Consider the following 17,843-nt stretch of genomic DNA (forward strand, 5'->3'; position numbering starts at 1 on the left):
GGTTTGCCCCCCATTCTCGGGGGGCCCCCCGACAACATGTACGGCTAGCAATATCGTGGGGTTCGGGGCCTGGGGTAACGCCGGCACGGGTTAAGGGGGTTGGGGCGGGCGCCCCTAAACCCGGCGCGCCCGCCCGTCAGACATCCAGCTCGTTGCCTGCGGCGTCCCATGCCCGCAGCGGCTCGTAGGACGGCGGCGAGAGGACGAGGCCCGCCGGCGTGAGGTCGACGCTTGCCTCAAGGTCTTCGTCCTCGGCGGCCGGCCAGTCCACCACGATGTGCTCACCCGCCGGAATGTCGTGCTCCATCGCGGCGGGTTCGAACATCACATTGAGACGGTTGCCGCTGCCGTTCCTGAAGGTGATCTTCACGCCGGGAACCATACCCATGTCGCGTGCACGGCCTGCCTGGCCGGTGCGCCCGCACGTCCCCTGCACGCCGGACGAGACCACGAGCCACCGGTCAGCAACGGTCCTACGTGGATTCCTCGGAACCGTCCTCGCTCGCTCCAAGGAGCTTGCCACCGACGTATACCACTCCCAGCCCGACGGCGGCTGCACCAGCGGCTGCCACCACCTTCATCCCCACCCCCAGGAACTGCTTGTTCTCGCTGTCCTTCTCGCCCACCTGTTGCTTGTTCCGCTCGAGACGGTCGTGCAGGGCATCCCGCTGTTCCCAGGTGAGGTCGTCCCGACCGAGGTCGGCCTGTAGGGCATCCCGCTGGTCCTGCGCAGCCTTGTAGTAGTGGTTCTGGCTGTTCTCGTTGGCCGCGAGAGTGGACTTGTGGGCCTCTGTGACCGCATCGATGTCGGCCTTGGCCAGGTCCTTGAAGGCGGGAAACTGCTCGATGAGCTTCAGTCGCACCTCGGTGGCCATCTCGGGCATAGCTGCCGCGAACTTGAGCACCCTGTCCTTGGACAGGTTCCGCCAGTCCCGGATGCCCAACTTCTGCTTGAGCGCTGACTCGTTCACGTCGCTCATTCCGCGAGTCCGTTCCGTGTGGTTCAGCGCACGTAGCTGACGAAGGCCTGCCAGGCCGCGTGCGGGAAAGTGAGTACCGGGCCGTCGGGACGCTTGCTGTCGCGGACGGGGGTGAGGTGGGGGAGGTGGGGGGCGACCTGTACGCAGTCCCCTTGCCCCCCGCTGTACGAGCTAGTACGCCAGGCAGCGTCCGAGAGGTCGGGCAGCGGGAGGCGGGTCTGCTTCACGGTCTGAACTCCTTGGCGGTACGGCGGATGAAGTCGAGCGATTCCGTCGCGGGGAGCGCCGTGGTGCGGGCCGTGTCGAAGAGATCCTGGTACCGGGCTACATCTGTCTCACGTTCTATCCAGATGTTGCCGGTCGGGGTCTCCGTCAGCACGAGGTCCATTGATGCCACCTGCGGAAAGCTCAACAGTAGGTACGGTCCGAACATACCCGGGTGCACTCCGCGTGAGAACGGCAGTACTTGAACGGTGATGTGGGGCAGCTCCGCCATGACCGCGATGTGCTCCAGCTGTGCGCGCATCACGGCTGATTCGCCGACCTGTTGGCGCAGCACTCCCTCGGCGAGGATCGCCCAGAACTCCATGGGGGTTTCACCGGTGAGCCGTTCCTGGCGGGCGAGGCGGACTTGGACGAACTGCTCGACCTCCTCGGGGGTCTGCCAGGTTCGCGAGGCTACCGTCACAGCGCGCCCGTACTCCTCGGTCTGCAAGAGCCCCGGTACCAACTGTGCCTGGTAGGTGCGAACGCGCTCGCAGATGGCCTCCATTTCGATCTGGTCGCGGTACGCATCCCCCAGCACGGCACCGTACTGGTGCCACCATCCCTCGCGGCGGCGCCGATTGGCCCTGCGTCCGAGAGCCGATAGACGTTCCCGTACTTCCGGGTTGTCCACCTCGTACGCCTGGAGCAGGGCGGTGAGATCGGGAGCGCGTACGGGAACGTGACCGTTCTCGATCCGGCTGATCTTCCCCTTGGTGCAGTCCAGGAACTCTGCCGCCTCGGCCGTGGAAAGCCCGGCGCGTTCGCGGAACTTACGGAGTTCGTCGCCGAGTTGGCGACCGAGGACGGTGGACGGCTTCACGTTCGGCATAACCCCTTGCTAGCAGACCCGGTCACCTCGCTGTCGCGGAATACCCGAACGGGTGAAGGGTGGGGTCAATATTCCCTTCAACGTTGCGTGATGGGCCAGCGGCTCGGCACTATCGTCGCAGCGCGGCCTCAACTCACATCGATTGAGCGGGGCTTGATCGACATCCGCCCACTCCGGGGAGCTGTCATGACAGAGCGAGCCGTACCCAACGAAACCACCTTCCACCTGACCCGCAGCCGCGAAAGCGTGCCGCGGGCGCGGGCCACCCTGCGGGCCGTGCTCAACGACTGGTGCATCGACGCTCAGGGGCTGGAGAACGGGGAGCTCGTGGTCTCCGAGCTGGTGACCAACGCCGTACGGGTGCCCGTCCCGCGCGGACGGCTCGTGGAGGTGCGGGCACGGTACGCGCCCGCTCTCGGCCTGCTCACGCTGGAGGTGAGCGACGCGGGCGACGGCGTACCCGAGGCCCGCGTTCCGCAGGACGACGAGACCTGTGGGCGCGGGCTGCTGCTCGTGCAGGCGATCGCCGGGCGGTGGGGCGTACGGCAGCGGGCCGGCGGTATCGGGAAGACGGTGTGGGCGGAGCTGAGCGTGGGGCAGGCGCGCGTGCCGGTGATCGTGGATCCGACGATCGCGGCGATCACCGTGCGGCCCGGCCAGGCCGTACGGGTATGGGGGATGTGGCGCACCGTCCGCAGCGTGCACTTCGCGACGGACGGGCGTGCCGTCGTGCTCGGCCTGGACGAAGGGCCTGCCCTGCGTCTGCACGCGTCGGAGCCGCTCACCGTGCGGGGCGGCGTGGGCCCGGCCCCCGGCTGACCCTTACGGCGCCCGTCCGGGTCACCAGCCCCGTCCCGCGCCCAACGGAAGAGCGTGAGACGGGGCTGGTGACCCGGACCGTCAGCGCCGCTTGCCGTTCTCCAGTTCGTCGGCGAGGAGCGGGAGGCACTCCGAGGACGTATTGGTGCCGGCGAATACCACGGCCTTGATCCCCTTGCCCAGGTCGGCTGCCCCCCGGACCTCCCAGTCACCCTTGGTCACGCTCCTCGCATCCACGTCGCCCTTGCGCTCACTCTTGCCCTCGGTCCAGCCGGCCTTGACCAGGCCGACGATCGTATCCGTATACGAACTCTTCGGATCGGCGGACTTACCGGGGTCGTCCGCCACCCAGTCGACCCTGCACTCCTTGACCTCGGGACGCACCAGGTCGATCGACGCGTCCTTGGTGAACCCGGCCGCGGTCGCGGCCGCGTCGACCTCCTTGGCGACCGTGGCGGCTTCCACTTTCACAGCGCCCTCACCGGCGCACCCCGCCACGAGCAACACCACACCGGCGGCCGCGGCCACCCACCCGGCCTTGTGCACAGTCCCCCCAAAAAGCCGCACACGAAGGTCACTTGCCTCCATCGAACGGGTGCCCAGTCTTGCACCGCCCGGGCGCGAGCCGGGCGGCAGTGTGTGCGCTTCCACGCCGCATCCGTCAACTCACCTCGACCTGCCACAAAATCAATGATCCGGGTGCTCACGCTCGGGCTCCCGCGCGGGGTCCGTCACGAAACGGCTCAGCCGGTAGGCAGTCGGCAGCGCCAGACGCCCGCACAGTGTGTCGATCCGGATCGTCGAGCCGTCGACTCCTGCCTCCCGAAGACGGCGCAACCGCGTACGCAGCTCCGCTTGGTCGCACGTCTCCACAACCACTTCCCACTGTCCCGCGGACCGAGCACGCATTCAGCCGCCCACCCCCTCCGGGCGGACCGTCTGTCGTTCCGGCACGTCCTGTTGCGCGAGTTCCCTGGCCGCCTCCTTGTGCAGGTCGACCATCTGGGACGTCGCCGCGTCTTGGGCCGCGGTGTTTCCCGAGGCGGCGGCGTCCTTGAGGAGTTCGCCCACCTGGAGGATGCGGCGGGCCAGAGCCGAGGAGACGCGGCCCTGGGAGGCGGAGGCGAGGGCCGAGACCGTGCGGTAGAGGTCGTCGCCGAGCCGGTCCTTGAGGGCGATGACCTGTTCGGCGAGCGTGTGGGCGCCCTGGAGGTCACCCTCCTTCCTGGCCGCGCGGATGTCCGCGTTGCTGGTCCGCATGGTGGTGAGGTCCTGCGCGGACATCAGGTGCGGCACGTAGCGCGGGTAGAGGGCGGAGAGCGCGCAGGCCCAGCGGACCGAGTCCTGCTGCTCGCGGCGGCGCCTCGCGTCGTCGAGCAGGTGGTCCAGGGTGCCGCTGGTGCTGCCGCCCGCGAGCAGGGCGCGCAACGTGCGCTCGGTCGCCTGGAGTTGCAGCATCTCGGCCTGTTCGAGTTCGTAACTCCAGTTGGCGAGGTACGTGAGGTAGTCCCGGTGCACGTTGAGGACGCGGCTGCGGAACTTGCTGGTGAGCGGGTTGCGGTTGAGCGCGACCGCGTGCCACTCGCCGTTGTCGATGCGGAATTCCAGGTCGATGATGCGGTCGCTGTTCAGGCGCGCGCGGATCACCAGCGACCGGGTGCCCGTGATGTCCTCCTCGATCTCGTACGTGTGGCTCGCACAGAGATCGTTGAGGTGCGCGGGCTGGAGGTCGCCCTCGCGGAGCAGGATCTCCAGCATGTCGCCCTTGCGGCCGGTGAGCTGGAAGTCCTTGACGTGCCAGTCGGTGGGGTACGACTCACCGGCCTCCACCAGCACCCGGAGCGTGCCGTCCTTCTGCTGGATGCCGAAGGGGAGCGCCGTCACTTCGAGGGGCGTCGACACCGCGAACTCCTCGTCGCAGTGCGAACACGCGCTCAGACCGGCCGAGTTGACCATCCCGCAGCCCGGACACTTCAGCCCGGCGAACCCGGGGAGGGGCTCGTCGCACAGCGTGCACACCAGTGCCGCGGCAGGGTTCTCCTCGCCGCACGCGGAGCACTCCACCACCGTCGCCGTCAGCGGCGGCGGCGTCAGCCCGGAGAGGTCCGCCGCACACACCGGACATGTGGCACTGCCCGCCGGAGCGGGCACGTGGCAGCCGGGGCAGTCGACGGTGGCCGTCCCGACGAGAGGGGCGTCGCAACCGTGGCAGGCACCCTCGGTGATCGGGGAGACGGTGTGGCAGGCGGGGCAGGTGAGCTCCTCGAGCAACGCCGACTGCACCGCCGCGCCCAGCGCCACACAGTGCATGGGGTCGATGTCCGTACGCAGGCGCTCCTCCCCGAACAGGGCCGCGAGGCTCTCGCGCACCAGCGGGATCGCGCTCGAACCGCCCACCAGCAGCACCTGCGAGACGTCCTGCGGCAGGTGGTCGATCCGCGAGAGCGACTCCTTGGTGTGCCCGACCGTCCTGGCGACGGGAGCGGAGATCAGCTCCTCGAACGACGACCGGGCCACGTGCTGCTCCAGGGTGGCGCCCGCCACGCCCAGCGGCGAGACGGTGACGTCCGTGCCCGTCGCGGCCGAGAGCCGGATCTTGGCCTGCTCGGCCGCCCTGCGCAGCCGGTAGTCGTCGCTGGGCGCGGGAACGTGGTCGTGCGGCTCCTGCCGGCTGCCGCGCAGCCACCGCTCCTTGAGGTGCGCGGCCAGCAGGTCGTCGAAGTCCGTGCCGCCCAGCAGGTTGTCACCGCCGAGGGCCATGACGTCCAGGTAGCCGGGAGCGGTGTTCAGCACGGACACGTCGAAGGTGCCGCCGCCCAGGTCGTAGACGACGAAGGTCGCAGGCGCGGCGTCCTGCGGGCGGGTCAGGCCGTGCGCGAGCGCGGCGGAGGTCGGCTCGACCAGGACCCGTACGACATGCAGCCCGGCCAGTTCGCCGGCCGCGCGGGTGGCCGCGAGCTGGCGCTCGCCGAAGTACGCGGGCGCGGTGATCACAGCCCGGTCGAAGACGACGCCCAGCCGCGCCTCGACGTCCGTCTTGAGGCGCCGCAGGATGATCGCGGAGATCTGGACGGGGGTGTACTGGTACGGGCCGAGGCGTACGAGGATGCCGCCGTCGCCGCCCTCGCTGAAGTGCGAGGCGGCGTCGCCCATGCGCCCGAGCGCCTCCTGGACGGCGCTCTCGCCGAACTTGCGGCCCATGAAGCGCTTCACCGAGGTGACGACCCGGGTGGGGTCGCGGTCCAGCCAGCGGAGCGCCTCCTGCCCCACCAGGAGCCCGCCCTCCTCGGTGACCCCGACCGCGGAGGCCATGCTGAACCGGTCGTTCGCGACGGGGAGCACCTCGGGTGCGCCGTCCTTCATCCACGCGACCACCGAGTTCGTGGTGCCGAGATCGATTCCGAGGGTTCTGTGCACGGGGCGTACGTCCATTTCTGCGCGGCGGGGTCGAGGCGAGGGCGGGGGCGGGGCAGGGGCACGGTCGGGAGCCCGGAGGCTCGGGCAGGTCTGGTCGGGAGTGGTCAGGAGTGGTCAGGTACGGCGGCGGGAGCGGCGCTTGTGGCGGGGGAGGCGCCTGGGCTGATGCCTGGACGCGCGTCCGGGCTCCCGTCCGGGCTCCCGTCCGGAATCGCGTCCGGAACCGCGTCCCGGTGGCGCGGGGGCCGCCGCGTCGGTCTCGGCACGGGACTCCGTTTCGAGCTCCAGCTCTGGTGCCGGTGCCGGTGCCGGTTTCAGCTCCAGCTCCAACTCCAGCTCCGGTTCCGGTTCCAGCTCCGGTTCCGGCTCCGGGTCCGGGTCCGAACCCGGTACGGCGACCACGACCAGGGCCTCGCGGAGCACCTCGCGGTCCGCGTAGAAGCCCGTCACCCGTTCCTCCAGCACGGTGTCGGCCGGCACGGACGCCCGCGGTTCCTTGGCCACCACCCGCGAGATGCTGGGCACCGCCCTGCTTCCCACCAGGTCCATCGGTTCGACCCCCGCGGCGCGCAGCTCCTGGCGCAGCACGCGGTGGGCGGCCCCGATCTGCTCCTCGAAGAGGGCGGACGCGATCGGCGAGGGCTCGGTGCCGTTCCCGCCGGTGCGCCGTACCGCGTCGCTCAGGATGTCGTCCACCGCCAGCAGTCCCTCCAGGAGGGTGCGCAGGGTGCGTTCCGCCGCGACCTTCTTCTTCTCCAGGGCCTGGGCGCGGAAGGTCAGTTGTGCGACGCGGCGGTCCGGCTCGGGAGCGGGCCCGGCGGAGGTGTGCTCCGGGGACGGTTGCGCCTGCGGAGGTACGGGCGAGGTCATGTGTCGCTCCTGGGGAACGGGCCGAATCGGTCGGCCTCGGGCAGCAACGGGGTGAGTTCGGCCAGGAGTTCACGGGCCGCGTCGGCGGTCCTGCTCCGCAGCTCCTCCTCGGGGAGGGAGCCCAGCAACGGGGTGAGCAGCGCTGCCCCCAGCCTGCCGCTCGGCCGGGCGAGGGAGTTCGCGGCCCGGGAGACGTCCCTGCGCCTTGCCGGGTCGGCCATCCCCTTGAGCCGTGCCCGTCTGACGGCTCCGGCGTCGGCACCCGGGCCGAGGCCGAGCACGTCGTACGCCGTGGGGCCGAAGGCGGCGGTACGGCTCTCGTCGGGCGCGGGCGCGGGCGCGGGCGCGGGTGTGGATGCGGGCGCGGGCGCGGGTGTGGAACGGCTCTCGTCGGGGGGAGGGGTGTCTGCCATCACGAACCTTCCGGGGACTCGTCTTCGAAGAGCTTGCCCTGCACAGGGGGCACGCGGTTTCTCAGCTTCCGGGCTGCCATCAGGTCCTTGTGGGCGCCTGCCGTGTCGCCCGACTTCAGGCGGGCGAGGGACCGCAGGTTGAACGCGTCCGCCAGCAGGAGGTGGAAGGACGCGAGGTTTCCCTCCGTGCCCGTGCAGCGTGCCCCGAGCACGATGACATCCCTGTACGCACCACGCTTGAGCAGGTGCCCGGCCAGGTGGGCGAGCACCTCGGGGAGCTCGGAGTTCTCCGCGAGTTGCCGATAGGAGCGCGACAGCCACAGTGTCTCCGCGTACGCACGGGTGCTCTCCTCGTCGAAGCGGTCGTAGCGACTCCGTGCGTCGCGCACCAGACCGCGGGCGATGTCGGACTCGGGGCTCTCCCCGGCGAACCGTTCGTCCGCGAGCCCCTCCACGTAGGTGGCCGCCTCCCGCATGAGGGAAAGCGCCTGGTCACGCGGGCCCTCACGGGCGGTGCGCAGGGCGTCCGAGTAAAGGATGCCTGCGATGAGCCGCTGGGCCTGGGTGGGCTTCTGCCTGCTACGGCCCTGCCCGCCAGGGCCCTGCCCGGCGCGGTTCTGTTCGCCAGGGTCCTGTCCGGCGCGGCCCTGCCCGCCGGGTGTCTGCCCGCCGGGTGTCTGCGGGGCGGGGGCTGCCGCACCGGGAGCGGGCCGCGGACGGGCCGGGCCGCCGGACGCGGGCCGGGCACCGGCCGGGCCCTCGGACGCGGACCCGCCACGGGCGGCGGACGCCTGCCGTACGCGTGCCAGACCCTCGGCCGCCTGCCGGTCGCCCGGGGACAGCTCGCAGGCGCGCCGATAGCGCTGCTCGGCCTCGTCCCGGCGGCCCGACTTCTCGGCCCGCTCAGCCAGCATGAGCGAGACCGCCGTCAGATTGCGCAGCAACTCGGGGTTGTCCGGAGCGAGTTGCAGACCGCGCTCCAGCAGTCCGATCTGCGTGTACCCCGCCTTGACCTGGCCCTTCACGGTGGCTCCGGCCCCCACCGCGGCACGGCAGATGAGATCGGCGTACGGGGTGACGTCCTGCCCGGCCTCCTTCGCCTGCTCGAAGTCCCGCAGGGCCTCCGTCCACCGATTGCCCCGCGCGTACTCCTCGGCCCGGCGCGCGAAGGCCGTCGCGAGGATCTTCACGGCGGGGGGACGGTTGTCGCCGTGCCCCGCGCGGGCCCGCCACAGCGGACGCGTCTCCTCCACGGCGCTGATCACCTCCTGCCACCGTCCTTCGCCCAGGAGCATCACCAACGCGGCCTCACCGCCGAAGAGTTCGGCCAGCGAGGGCGCACCACGGGCGGCGGCCCCGGTCTGCGCGGCGGATGACCCGACCCGCGCGGCAGTCGGCCCGCCCCGCGCGGCAGTCGCGCCCTCCCACGCGGCGAACGGCCCCTCCAGCGGAATGCTCGCCCGCACCTCCCTCACCCGCCGGACCCAGTGCGCACCGAGGGCCGCCACCGCGTCGAGATAGAGCGGACCGCAGAAGAACGCGGGCGCGGGCGGGGCGGGAGCGAGCGCGGCAGGAAGCCCGGCCCAGCGGCTCGCGGCCTCGCACTCCACCTTCCACCGCAGTGCGAGGGAGCGCACCGGGGTGTGCCCGGCCGCCCGGTCCTGGTCCTGGAACAGTTGGGTGAGGCGGGTACGGAGGGACTCGAAGGACGCCCCCCACACGGCGTCGTCGAACACCTCGCCGCAGGCCCGCTGAAGGGCGTGCCGGTGGGCGGGCGAGTGCAGTACGGCCGACCAACATGCCATGGTCTGCCGGGTGGTCTCCCTCCGCAGGCCCTCGGTGAGGGGCTCCCCCGAGGTCAGTAGCCGGACGGCGGCGATGCCCAGACCGTGTGCCACTTCGAGGTCGAAAGGCCGGGTCTGCCACAGCCGGCGCCAGGCGTCCCAGGCCTGAACGTGCCGCCCCTCGCCGGTGAGCAGACGTGCCGCCCCCGCCGCGGCCTGACGGTAGAGCTCGGTCACCCGTTCCGTACCGCTCCCGGCGGTGAGGCGGCCGATGCGCTCCCACTCGGGGAGCCCGCCCCGCCCGAGGGCCTGCCGGAGCGCGAAGGCGAGCGCGTGCTGCCGCGAGAGGAACTGCGGCGCAGCGCCGGAGGCGCGCGCCGCGCGACCCTCCGATGCCTCCGCCTCCTCCCCGGCCTCCGTCTCCTCCCCGGCCCCTGTCTCCTCCCTGGCCCCCGTCTCCTCCCCTGCCCCCACCTCTTCTTCTGCCTCCGTTTCCACCTCCGGCGCGAGGCTCCTCAGCAGGTCCTTCGCCACCGAGCGGTCGCCGGGCCGCGCCCAGGACCGCAGTACACCTACCGCTTCCTCGGTGCGCCCGGCGAGCACCGCGGCGTGGGAGAGGTTGGTCAGCACCCCGTTCAGGCAGGCGGCGCAACGGTGTTCGCCGTACTCGGCCCGCACCCCGTGCGCGGCACAGGAGCCGAGTCCGCACTGTCCGCAGCGTGCCGAAGCGAACCAGCCGCAAGCGCGTATGCCGCACAACTCGCCGTCCGCGAGCGGGAAATGGCTGTCTCTCGGTTCGAGCGAGCGGAGGTACCAGTCGCAGCAGCGGTCCCAGTTCCTGGCGCGGGCTGCGAGCGTGCCGTGCAGGGCCGCGTGCGCGGCGGCGAGGTGTCCGGGAAGCCGGGCGCCGTCCCGGTCCAGCAGTCGTAAGTAGCCGACGGTCGCCGCGAACTCCCCCTGGGCGTAAGCGGACACGGCCCTGGTGAACGTACGCGCGGCCGTCGCGCGGTCCCGCGCCGCGCCGTCGTCCTGGCCCTCCCCATCCGCAGGGCCGCCGGAGTTCTCTGGCGTCACTGTGCTCCCCCACACAGGCAACAAGAAAGCGCGGGAGGAGCCTTGGGAGGCGATGCCGCAGCCCACACCCCCGGGACTCTGCTCGCGCCACCGCAGCATACGTCCTGACGTGGCACGGAGCACGGAGTAAGAGCCGATCTCCCCGGCGTGCGACAGGTCGAACGATGGTCGATCTTTCGACGAATCCCTGCGCAACTCATTGACGCCCTCCGGCCTGGAATCTACGGTCCCGTTCGAAGTCACGAGCAGCATTCGAAATACCGAACGTGAGGGGTGGGCATGGGGCAACCCAGGCGCAGAGACGTGCTCGCCGGTATCGGCGGGCTCGCCGCCGCCGGAGCGCTGACCGGCGGGACGACAGGGTGCGCCGCACCGCAGGCCGTCGGCGCGGAGGCGGGCAGGACCCGGCTGCGCTACTGGCACCTCTTCGGCGGCGGCGACGGCATCAACATGCAGGCCATGCTGGACGCCTTCCGGGCCGAGCACCCGCAGTACGGGCTCGAAGCCGCCACGCTCCAGTGGGGCGCGCCGTACTACACGAAGCTGGCGCTGGCCGGAGCCGGCGGACGGGCGCCCGAAGTGGCGGCGCTGCACCTCGCGCGGCTCACCGGGTTCGCGCCGGGGCGGCTGCTGGACCCGTTCGACCCCGGGTTGCTGGGAGAGTTCGGGGTGCGGGCAGAGGACTTCCCGGCGGGGATCTGGCGGCGCGGGGAGGTCGGGGGCAAGCAGTACGCCGTTCCGTTCGACACCCACCCGATGGTGCTCTTCCACCACACCGAGGTGTGCGCGAAGGCCGGCCTGCTCGATGGCGACGGAAAGCTCCGGCCCATCGAGGGCGCAGCGGCGTTCACCGAGGCGCTGCGTGCCGTCAAGAAGGTCACCGGGCAGCCCGCACTGGTCACCGAGACCCTCGGGGCCGGCGTCATCGGGCCCTGGCGGCTCTTCTCCACGCTGTACTCGCAGACCGGCGGGACCGTACTGTCGGCCGACGGCAGGACCCTCGCCCTCGACGACGCCAAGGCGCTCACCGCCCTGGAGTACATGCGCATGCTCGTCGCCGAGGGGCTCGCCGTGCGGCGGGTGGACTACCCGGGCGCGGTGGGCGTGTTCAACAACGGGAAGACCGGCTTCTACCTCAACGGGGAGTGGGAGATCAGCTCCTTCCTCGCCACCGGGCTGCCGTTCTCCGTCACGCGGGTGCCGAACCTCTTAGGGCGGGCCACCGCGCAGGCCGACTGCCACTCCTTCGTCCTCCCGCACCAGGAGGACCGGGGCGGCGAGAGCAACCGTGCCGCGCACGCCTTCGTCGCCTGGATGCTGCGGCACAGCGTGGAGTGGGCGAAGGGCGGCCACGTACCGGCGTACCTGCCCGCGCTCACCCGGCCGGACTACCTGAAGCTCACCCCGCAGTCCGCGTACCGGTCGGTGGTCGACGACGTGGTGCTCGACGAGCCCGCCTGGTTCGCCGGGTCCGCGTCGCCGATGTGGATCGAGCTGGGGGCCGTCTTCTCCGGGGTGCTGACCGGATCCCGTACGCCCCGGGGAGCGCTCGCCGAGGCCAAGTCGCGGCTGCGGACCCTGCTGGACACCCCCAACCCGTTCAGAGGTGCGTCCGCATGACGATGACCGAAGAAGCGCCCGCCACGACGGCCGCCCCGTCCGCCCCCGCCCCGTCCGCGCGCGTCCGCCGCCACTGGTCCGAGCACGGCATCGTCTTCGTCGCCCCCTTCCTCCTCGCGTACGGGCTCTTCCTCGTCTGGCCGCTGGTCTCCGGGCTCGGCATGAGCGTGCGCAGCGAGAACATCGCAGGTACGGGCGCCGAGTTCGTCGGGCTCGACAACTACGCGGAGGCGGTGGGCGACCCCGACGTGTGGGCGTCGCTGTGGAACACGGTGTGGTTCACCGTCCTGTCTACCGTGCCGCTGGTGGTGGTAGGGCTCGTGCTGGCGCTGCTCGCGCACCATCTGCGCTGGGTGCAGTGGCTGTGGCGGCTGAGCTGGTTCGCGCCGTTCCTGCTGCCTTCGGGGGTGGTGGGGCTGCTGTTCCTGTGGGTGATCTTCCCCTCGGACTTCGGATTCGCCGACCAGGCGCTGGCCGCCGTCGGCCTCCACCCGGGCATCGGATGGCTGACCGACGAGCGGTACGCGATGCTTTCCATCGTCCTGACCACACTCTGGTGGACGGTCGGCTTCAACTTCCTGCTCTACCTGGCCGCGCTCCAGGCCATCCCGCAACACCTCTACGAGGCTGCCGAGTTGGACGGCGCGGGGCCCTGGCGGCAGCTGCGGCACATCACGCTGCCGATGCTCTCGCGCACCACCGGCGTGGTCGTCGTCCTCCAGGTGCTGGCCTCGCTGAAGATCTTCGACCAGGTCTACATCATGACCGGCGGCGGCCCCGACGAGTCGACCCGGCCGATCCTCCAGTACGTCTACGACGCCGGGTTCACCGGCTACCGGATCGGTTACGCGTCCGCCGTCTCGTACCTCTTCTTCGCCCTGATTCTGATCGTCTCGCTGGTCCAGCTGCGGCTGACCCGGCGCCACCGCGAGGAGAACACCCGATGAGTGCAGCCGCGTCGGAGGCCGCCACCGGCAGAAGGCCCCGCTGGACGCCCGGCCGTATCGGCATGCTCGTCGTGGCCCTCGTCCTGGCCGTCGTATGGGTGGTGCCGATCGCCTGGGCGGTGGCGACCTCGCTCAAACCCGAGGGCGAGACGACGAAGACACCGCTGCAATGGGTGGCGTCCACGGTCACCCTCGACGCGTACCGCCAGGTGTGGAAGTCCGGCGACCTCGGCCAGTGGATGTTCAACTCCGCCTACATCTCGATCGTCACGACCCTGCTGACCGTCGTGCTGTGCGCGATGGCCGCGTACGGATTCGCCCGTACCGACTTCCGGGGCAAGCGGGTGCTGTACGGGCTCGTCCTCGCCGGGATCATGGTGCCGCCGCAGGTGCTGATCGCCCCGCTCTTCGCGGAGATGGTCTCGCTGGGACTCGTCGACACCTACTGGGGTGTGATCCTGCCCCAAGTGGCGGTCCCCGCGATGGTGTTCATCCTGGTCAAGTTCTTCGACGGGGTGCCGCGCGAGCTCGAAGAGGCCGCGTTCGTGGACGGTGCGGGACGGTGGCGGGTCTTCTGGACCATCGTCGTACCGCTGTCCCGGCCGATCCTCGCCGCCGTCGCGATCTTCACCTTCATCTCCACCTGGAACAACTTCCTCTGGCCCTTCCTGGTGACCACCGACCCCGGCGGCATGACCCTGCCGGTCGGCCTGGTCAACGTCCAGTCCAGCTACGGCGTGCGATACGCCCAGATGATGGCCTCCGTCGTCATCGCGGGACTCCCGCTCCTGGTCGTCTTCGCGCTCTTCCAGCGCCAGATCGTGCGGGGCATCGCCCACACCGGACTCGCCGGACAGTAACCGGGCGAGAGTCGTCCGAGGCTGAATTCAACCGATTGCAATCGATTTGCCCGCCCCGATATGTTGTCCGCGGACAACACATCGGCCCTTCTCCATTGGCAAGCAGCCCACTTGGAAGGCACGCCCATGTCCCCCTCCGCCCGCTTCACCCTCGACCCCGCCTTCACCGTCGGCACCGTCAGCCCCCGTCTGTTCGGCTCCTTCGTCGAGCACCTCGGCCGCTGCGTCTACACCGGCATCCACGAGCCAGGGCACCCCACCGCCGACGGGGCGGGCCTGCGCCAGGACGTCCTGGACCTCGTCCGCGAACTCGGCGTCACCACCATCCGCTACCCCGGCGGCAACTTCGTCTCCGGCTACAAGTGGGAGGACAGCGTCGGCCCCGTCGACGAGCGCCCCCGTCGGCTCGACCTCGCCTGGCGCTCCACCGAGACCAACCGCTTCGGCCTCAGCGAGTACCTGGACTTCCTGCGCAAGGTCGGACCGCAGGCCGAACCCATGATGGCCGTCAACCTCGGCACCCGCGGCGTCGCCGAAGCGCTCGAACTCCAGGAGTACGCCAACCACCCGGCCGGCACCGCACTCTCCGACCGGCGCATCGCGCACGGCGACAAGGAGCCCTTCGGGATACGCCTGTGGTGCCTGGGCAACGAGATGGACGGCCCCTGGCAGACCGGCCACAAGACCGCCAAGGAGTACGGCAGGCTCGCCGCCGAGACAGCCCGCGCCATGCGCCAGATCGACCCGCACGTCGAACTCGTGGCCTGCGGCAGCTCCAGCCGCGCCATGGAGACCTTCGCCGCCTGGGAGGCGACCGTGCTCTCCGAGACGTACGACCTCGTCGACCACATCTCCCTGCACGCCTACTATGAGGAGATCGACGGCGACCGCGACTCCTTCCTCGCCTCCGCCGTCGACATGGAGACCTTCATCGAGGCGGTCGTCGCGACCTGCGACCACGTCGGCGCCCGCCTCAAGTCGACCAAGAAGATCAACCTCTCCTTCGACGAGTGGAACGTCTGGTACCAGCGCCGCTTCGCCGAGGAGTCGGCCGCCGCACCACTGGACTGGCCCGAAGCACCCCGCCTCCTGGAAGACAGCTACTCCGTCACCGACGCCGTCGTCTTCGGCTCGCTCCTGATCGCCCTGCTCCGGCACGCCGACCGGGTGACCGTCGCCTGCCTCGCCCAGCTGGTCAACGTCATCGCCCCGATCATGACGGAGCCCGGCGGCCCGGCCTGGCGCCAGACCACCTTCTTCCCGTTCGCGCAGGCGGCCCGGCACGGGCGGGGCCAGGTCCTCGACGTCCGGCCCGACTCGCCCACGTACGGAACGAAGAGCTACGGCGAGGTGCCGCTGCTGCACGCGACGGCGGTACGCGGCGAGGACGCAACGGTGACCGTCTTCGCGGTGAACCGCAGCCGGAGCGAGCCCCTGCCCCTCGAAGTGCTGCTGCACGGGCTCGATCTGACGTCGGTCGTCGAGCACAGCGCGCTCGCCGACGCGGACCCCGACGCCCGCAACACCCTGGAAGACCCCGAGCGCGTCGCCCCCCACCCCGTGACGGGCACCACCCTCGCGGAGGGCGTGCTGCGCGCCGAACTGGAGCCGCTTTCCTGGAACGTCATCCGCCTGGCCTGACTGCCCCGGGGAGCCCGCTGCCGCCGTCACCGGGCCGGGCTTCCCGCCGCCACCCCCCCCCAAATGCCGCCCCTCGCCCCCCTCACCGAGCCGAAGGAGCCGCCCGCATGAGCCGCACACACCGCCGCACCGCCCTGTTCGCCCTTCCCGCCGCCCTCGTTCTCGCTTTCACCCCGACGACCGCCTCCGCCTACCCGAACCCCGGGCACGTCACCGGTGACGTCGTCGTCCACGACCCCACCATGGTCCGCGCCCCGAACGGCCAGTACCTGCTCTACTCCACCGGCGACGGCATCCAGCTGCGCACCTCGGCCGACCGCACCGCCTTCGGCCGCAGCGGCTCGGCGTTCCCGGCCCGGCCGGCCTGGTGGCAGCAGTACTCGCCGACCTCGGACGTCTGGGCGCCGGACATCTCCTACCACCGGGGCACGTACTGGATGTACTACTCGGTCTCCACCTTCGGCTCCAACACCTCCGCCATCGGCCTCGCCACCTCCCGCACCGGGCAGGCGGGCAGCTGGACCGACCGCGGGCTGGTGTTCGCGACCCACTCCGCGAGCGACCACAACGCCATCGACCCCCAGCTCTTCGTCGACGACGACGGAAAGTGGTGGCTCTCCCTCGGCTCCTGGTGGACCGGCATCAAACTGATCCGCCTGGACCCGGGCACGGGCAAACCGCACCCGACGGACACCTCTCTGCGCTCGCTCGCCTCCCGCCCGACCGGCAGCAAGGCGGTGGAGGCGCCGTACATCGTCAAGCACGGCGGCTACTACTACCTGTTCGCCGCGTACGACATCTGCTGCGCCGGCACCTCGTCCACGTACAAGATCAAGGTCGGCCGCTCGACGCGGGTGACCGGGCCCTACAAGGACCGGGCCGGCGTCGACCTGAGGAACAACGGCGGCACCCCGGTCATGGAGACCCACGGCCGTTACGTCGGCCCCGGCGGCCAGTCGTTGCTGCGGGACACCGACGGCGTCCTGCTCGTCTACCACTACTACGACGCGGCCGACAACGGGACTCCGAAGCTGGGTATCAACAGGCTGGGCTGGCAGGGGGGCTGGCCCGTCGCCAAGTGAGCGACCGGGGCCCGTGAAGGACGAAGGCCCCCTCACCCGTACGCGCGGGTGAGGGGGCCTGCGGCTGTGCTGCCCGGCGTCAGCGGGCCGAGAAGCTGTGCACCGTGGACGAGCGGTACGTGCTGCCGGGGCGCAGTACCGTCGTCGGGAACTTCGGCTGGTTCGGGGAGTCGGGGAAGTGCTGGGTCTCCAGGCACAGACCGTCGCTCTGGCGGTACGTGCGGCCCGCGGGGCCGGACAGGGTGCCGTCCAGGAAGTTGCCCGAGTAGAACTGCACGCCCGGCTCGGTGGTGGCGAGGTGCATCGTGCGGCCGGACGACGGGTCGCGGAGGGTGGCGAACTGCTCGGGTCGGGACGTGCTGCCCTTGTCCAGGACCCAGTTGTGGTCGAAGCCCTTCGCGGTGACGAGCTGCGGGTGGGAGGCGCGGATGTCCCGGCCGATGTGCTTGGCGCGGCGGAAGTCGAAGGGGGTGCCCGCGACAGGGGCCAGTTCGCCGGTGGGAATGAGACCGGAATCGGTGGGCGTGAACCGGCCGGCGGCGAGCCGCAGCTCGTGGCCGAGGATGTCGCCGGTGCCTTCACCCGCGAGGTTGTAATAGGTGTGGTTGGTGAGGTTGACGACCGTGGGCCTGTCGGTGGTGGCCGCGTAGTCGATGCGCCAGTCGCCGTTCCTGGCCAGGGTGTACGTGACCTTCACGCGCAGCGTGCCCGGGTAGCCCATCTCGCCGTCCGGGCTGACCCGGTGCAGATGGAGGCCGACACCGGAGGAGTTGCTGAAGGGCTCGACGTCCCACACGCGCTTGTCGAAGCCCTCGGCGCCGCCGTGCAGGCTGTTGACGCCGTCGTTGACGGACAGCTGGTGGGACCTGCCGTCCAGGGTGAAGCGCCCGTTGGCTATGCGGTTGCCGAAGCGGCCTATCAGCGCGCCGAAGAACGTGGTGGCGGTGAGGTAGCCGTCCAGGTGGTCGAAGCCGAGGGAGACGTTGGCGAGGTCGCCGTGCCGGTCGGGGAGCTCGAGGGACTGGACGATGCCGCCGTAGGAGAGGACCTTCAGGCGGGTGCCGCCGTTCGCCAGCGTCCAGCGGTCGATCCGGGTGCCGTCAGGGAGGGTGCCGAAGTGCTCACGGGTGGGCCTGCGGCCCGCCGGGGAGGCCTGCGCCGGGATTGCGGACGTGGTCGCTGCCGCGACGCCCGCGGCCGCAGTGGTGAGTACGGCGCGTCTGCTCGTGTTCATGTTCCA

The 17,843-nt window shown here is 70.8% G+C and carries 16 protein-coding genes; 6 read left to right on the plus strand and 10 right to left on the minus strand.

Annotation, left to right across the window (positions count from 1 at the left end; translation table 11 throughout):
• Positions 1-136: 136 nt before the first annotated feature.
• From ACFWVV_RS35240 to ACFWVV_RS35255, 4 genes are all read right to left on the minus strand, one after another.
• Positions 137-370, minus strand: coding sequence for a hypothetical protein (locus ACFWVV_RS35240; protein ID WP_384347976.1), 234 nt, complete (start codon positions 368-370; stop codon positions 137-139).
• Between the two features lie 103 nt (positions 371-473).
• The gene (locus ACFWVV_RS35245) at positions 474-971 is read right to left on the minus strand and encodes a hypothetical protein (RefSeq protein WP_384347974.1); all 498 of its coding nucleotides are present in this window, start codon (positions 969-971) and stop codon (positions 474-476) included.
• 32 nt (positions 972-1,003) lie between these two features.
• Positions 1,004-1,207, minus strand: coding sequence for a DUF397 domain-containing protein (locus tag ACFWVV_RS35250; protein ID WP_384347971.1), 204 nt, complete (start codon positions 1,205-1,207; stop codon positions 1,004-1,006).
• Positions 1,204-2,076 carry a helix-turn-helix domain-containing protein gene (locus tag ACFWVV_RS35255; RefSeq protein WP_384347969.1) on the minus strand — a complete coding sequence of 291 codons (873 nt, stop codon included), beginning with the start codon at positions 2,074-2,076 and terminating at the stop codon, positions 1,204-1,206. The genes ACFWVV_RS35250 and ACFWVV_RS35255 overlap by 4 nt, the downstream gene beginning before the upstream one ends.
• 186 nt (positions 2,077-2,262) lie before the next feature.
• On the opposite strand from ACFWVV_RS35255, the gene ACFWVV_RS35260 reads away from it, so the two are divergent.
• Complete coding sequence (locus ACFWVV_RS35260) at positions 2,263-2,895, plus strand: ATP-binding protein (RefSeq protein WP_384347966.1); 633 nt, start codon at positions 2,263-2,265, stop codon at positions 2,893-2,895.
• An 81-nt stretch (positions 2,896-2,976) separates the two neighbouring features.
• Here ACFWVV_RS35260 and ACFWVV_RS35265 read toward each other — a convergent pair whose 3' ends face one another.
• The 5 genes from ACFWVV_RS35265 to ACFWVV_RS35285 form a co-directional block, all read right to left on the minus strand.
• The gene (locus tag ACFWVV_RS35265) at positions 2,977-3,360 is read right to left on the minus strand and encodes a hypothetical protein (protein WP_384347963.1); all 384 of its coding nucleotides are present in this window, start codon (positions 3,358-3,360) and stop codon (positions 2,977-2,979) included.
• Positions 3,361-3,804: 444 nt separating this feature from the next.
• Positions 3,805-6,312 (minus strand): Hsp70 family protein, encoded by a 2,508-nt coding sequence (locus ACFWVV_RS35270; RefSeq protein ID WP_384347960.1) that lies wholly within the window; start codon positions 6,310-6,312, stop codon positions 3,805-3,807.
• A gap of 114 nt (positions 6,313-6,426) precedes the next feature.
• Positions 6,427-7,182: a nucleotide exchange factor GrpE gene (gene grpE, locus ACFWVV_RS35275; protein WP_384347957.1), complete on the minus strand. Its 756-nt coding sequence runs from the start codon at positions 7,180-7,182 to the stop codon at positions 6,427-6,429.
• Positions 7,179-7,595, minus strand: a complete 417-nt coding sequence (locus tag ACFWVV_RS35280; protein ID WP_384347954.1) for a hypothetical protein — start codon at positions 7,593-7,595, stop codon at positions 7,179-7,181. Before ACFWVV_RS35280 ends, grpE begins: the two co-directional genes overlap by 4 nt.
• Positions 7,595-10,453 (minus strand): hypothetical protein, encoded by a 2,859-nt coding sequence (locus ACFWVV_RS35285; protein ID WP_384347951.1) that lies wholly within the window; start codon positions 10,451-10,453, stop codon positions 7,595-7,597. Before ACFWVV_RS35285 ends, ACFWVV_RS35280 begins: the two co-directional genes overlap by 1 nt.
• 279 nt (positions 10,454-10,732) lie before the next feature.
• On the opposite strand from ACFWVV_RS35285, the gene ACFWVV_RS35290 reads away from it, so the two are divergent.
• The 5 genes from ACFWVV_RS35290 (at position 10,733) to ACFWVV_RS35310 (ending at position 16,603) form a co-directional block, all read left to right on the plus strand.
• Positions 10,733-12,073 carry an extracellular solute-binding protein gene (locus ACFWVV_RS35290; RefSeq protein ID WP_384347948.1) on the plus strand — a complete coding sequence of 447 codons (1,341 nt, stop codon included), beginning with the start codon at positions 10,733-10,735 and terminating at the stop codon, positions 12,071-12,073.
• Positions 12,070-13,020, plus strand: a complete 951-nt coding sequence (locus tag ACFWVV_RS35295; RefSeq protein ID WP_384347945.1) for a carbohydrate ABC transporter permease — start codon at positions 12,070-12,072, stop codon at positions 13,018-13,020. Before ACFWVV_RS35290 ends, ACFWVV_RS35295 begins: the two co-directional genes overlap by 4 nt.
• Positions 13,017-13,880, plus strand: coding sequence for a carbohydrate ABC transporter permease (locus ACFWVV_RS35300; RefSeq protein WP_384347942.1), 864 nt, complete (start codon positions 13,017-13,019; stop codon positions 13,878-13,880). The genes ACFWVV_RS35295 and ACFWVV_RS35300 overlap by 4 nt, the downstream gene beginning before the upstream one ends.
• A 126-nt stretch (positions 13,881-14,006) precedes the next feature.
• A complete protein-coding gene (locus ACFWVV_RS35305) occupies positions 14,007-15,521 on the plus strand; it encodes an alpha-N-arabinofuranosidase (RefSeq protein ID WP_384347940.1) in 1,515 nt (504 codons plus the stop codon).
• Positions 15,522-15,628: 107 nt separating this feature from the next.
• Entirely contained in the window at positions 15,629-16,603 is a 975-nt protein-coding gene (locus tag ACFWVV_RS35310; RefSeq protein WP_384347937.1) for an arabinan endo-1,5-alpha-L-arabinosidase, read from the plus strand.
• A 79-nt stretch (positions 16,604-16,682) separates the two neighbouring features.
• On the opposite strand, the gene ACFWVV_RS35315 is transcribed toward ACFWVV_RS35310, so the two are convergent.
• Positions 16,683-17,837 carry an aldose epimerase family protein gene (locus tag ACFWVV_RS35315; RefSeq protein WP_384347934.1) on the minus strand — a complete coding sequence of 385 codons (1,155 nt, stop codon included), beginning with the start codon at positions 17,835-17,837 and terminating at the stop codon, positions 16,683-16,685.
• Positions 17,838-17,843 lie beyond the last annotated feature (6 nt).

This window comes from Streptomyces sp. NPDC058663 (assembly GCF_042716745.1).
Taxonomy (GTDB): domain Bacteria; phylum Actinomycetota; class Actinomycetes; order Streptomycetales; family Streptomycetaceae; genus Streptomyces.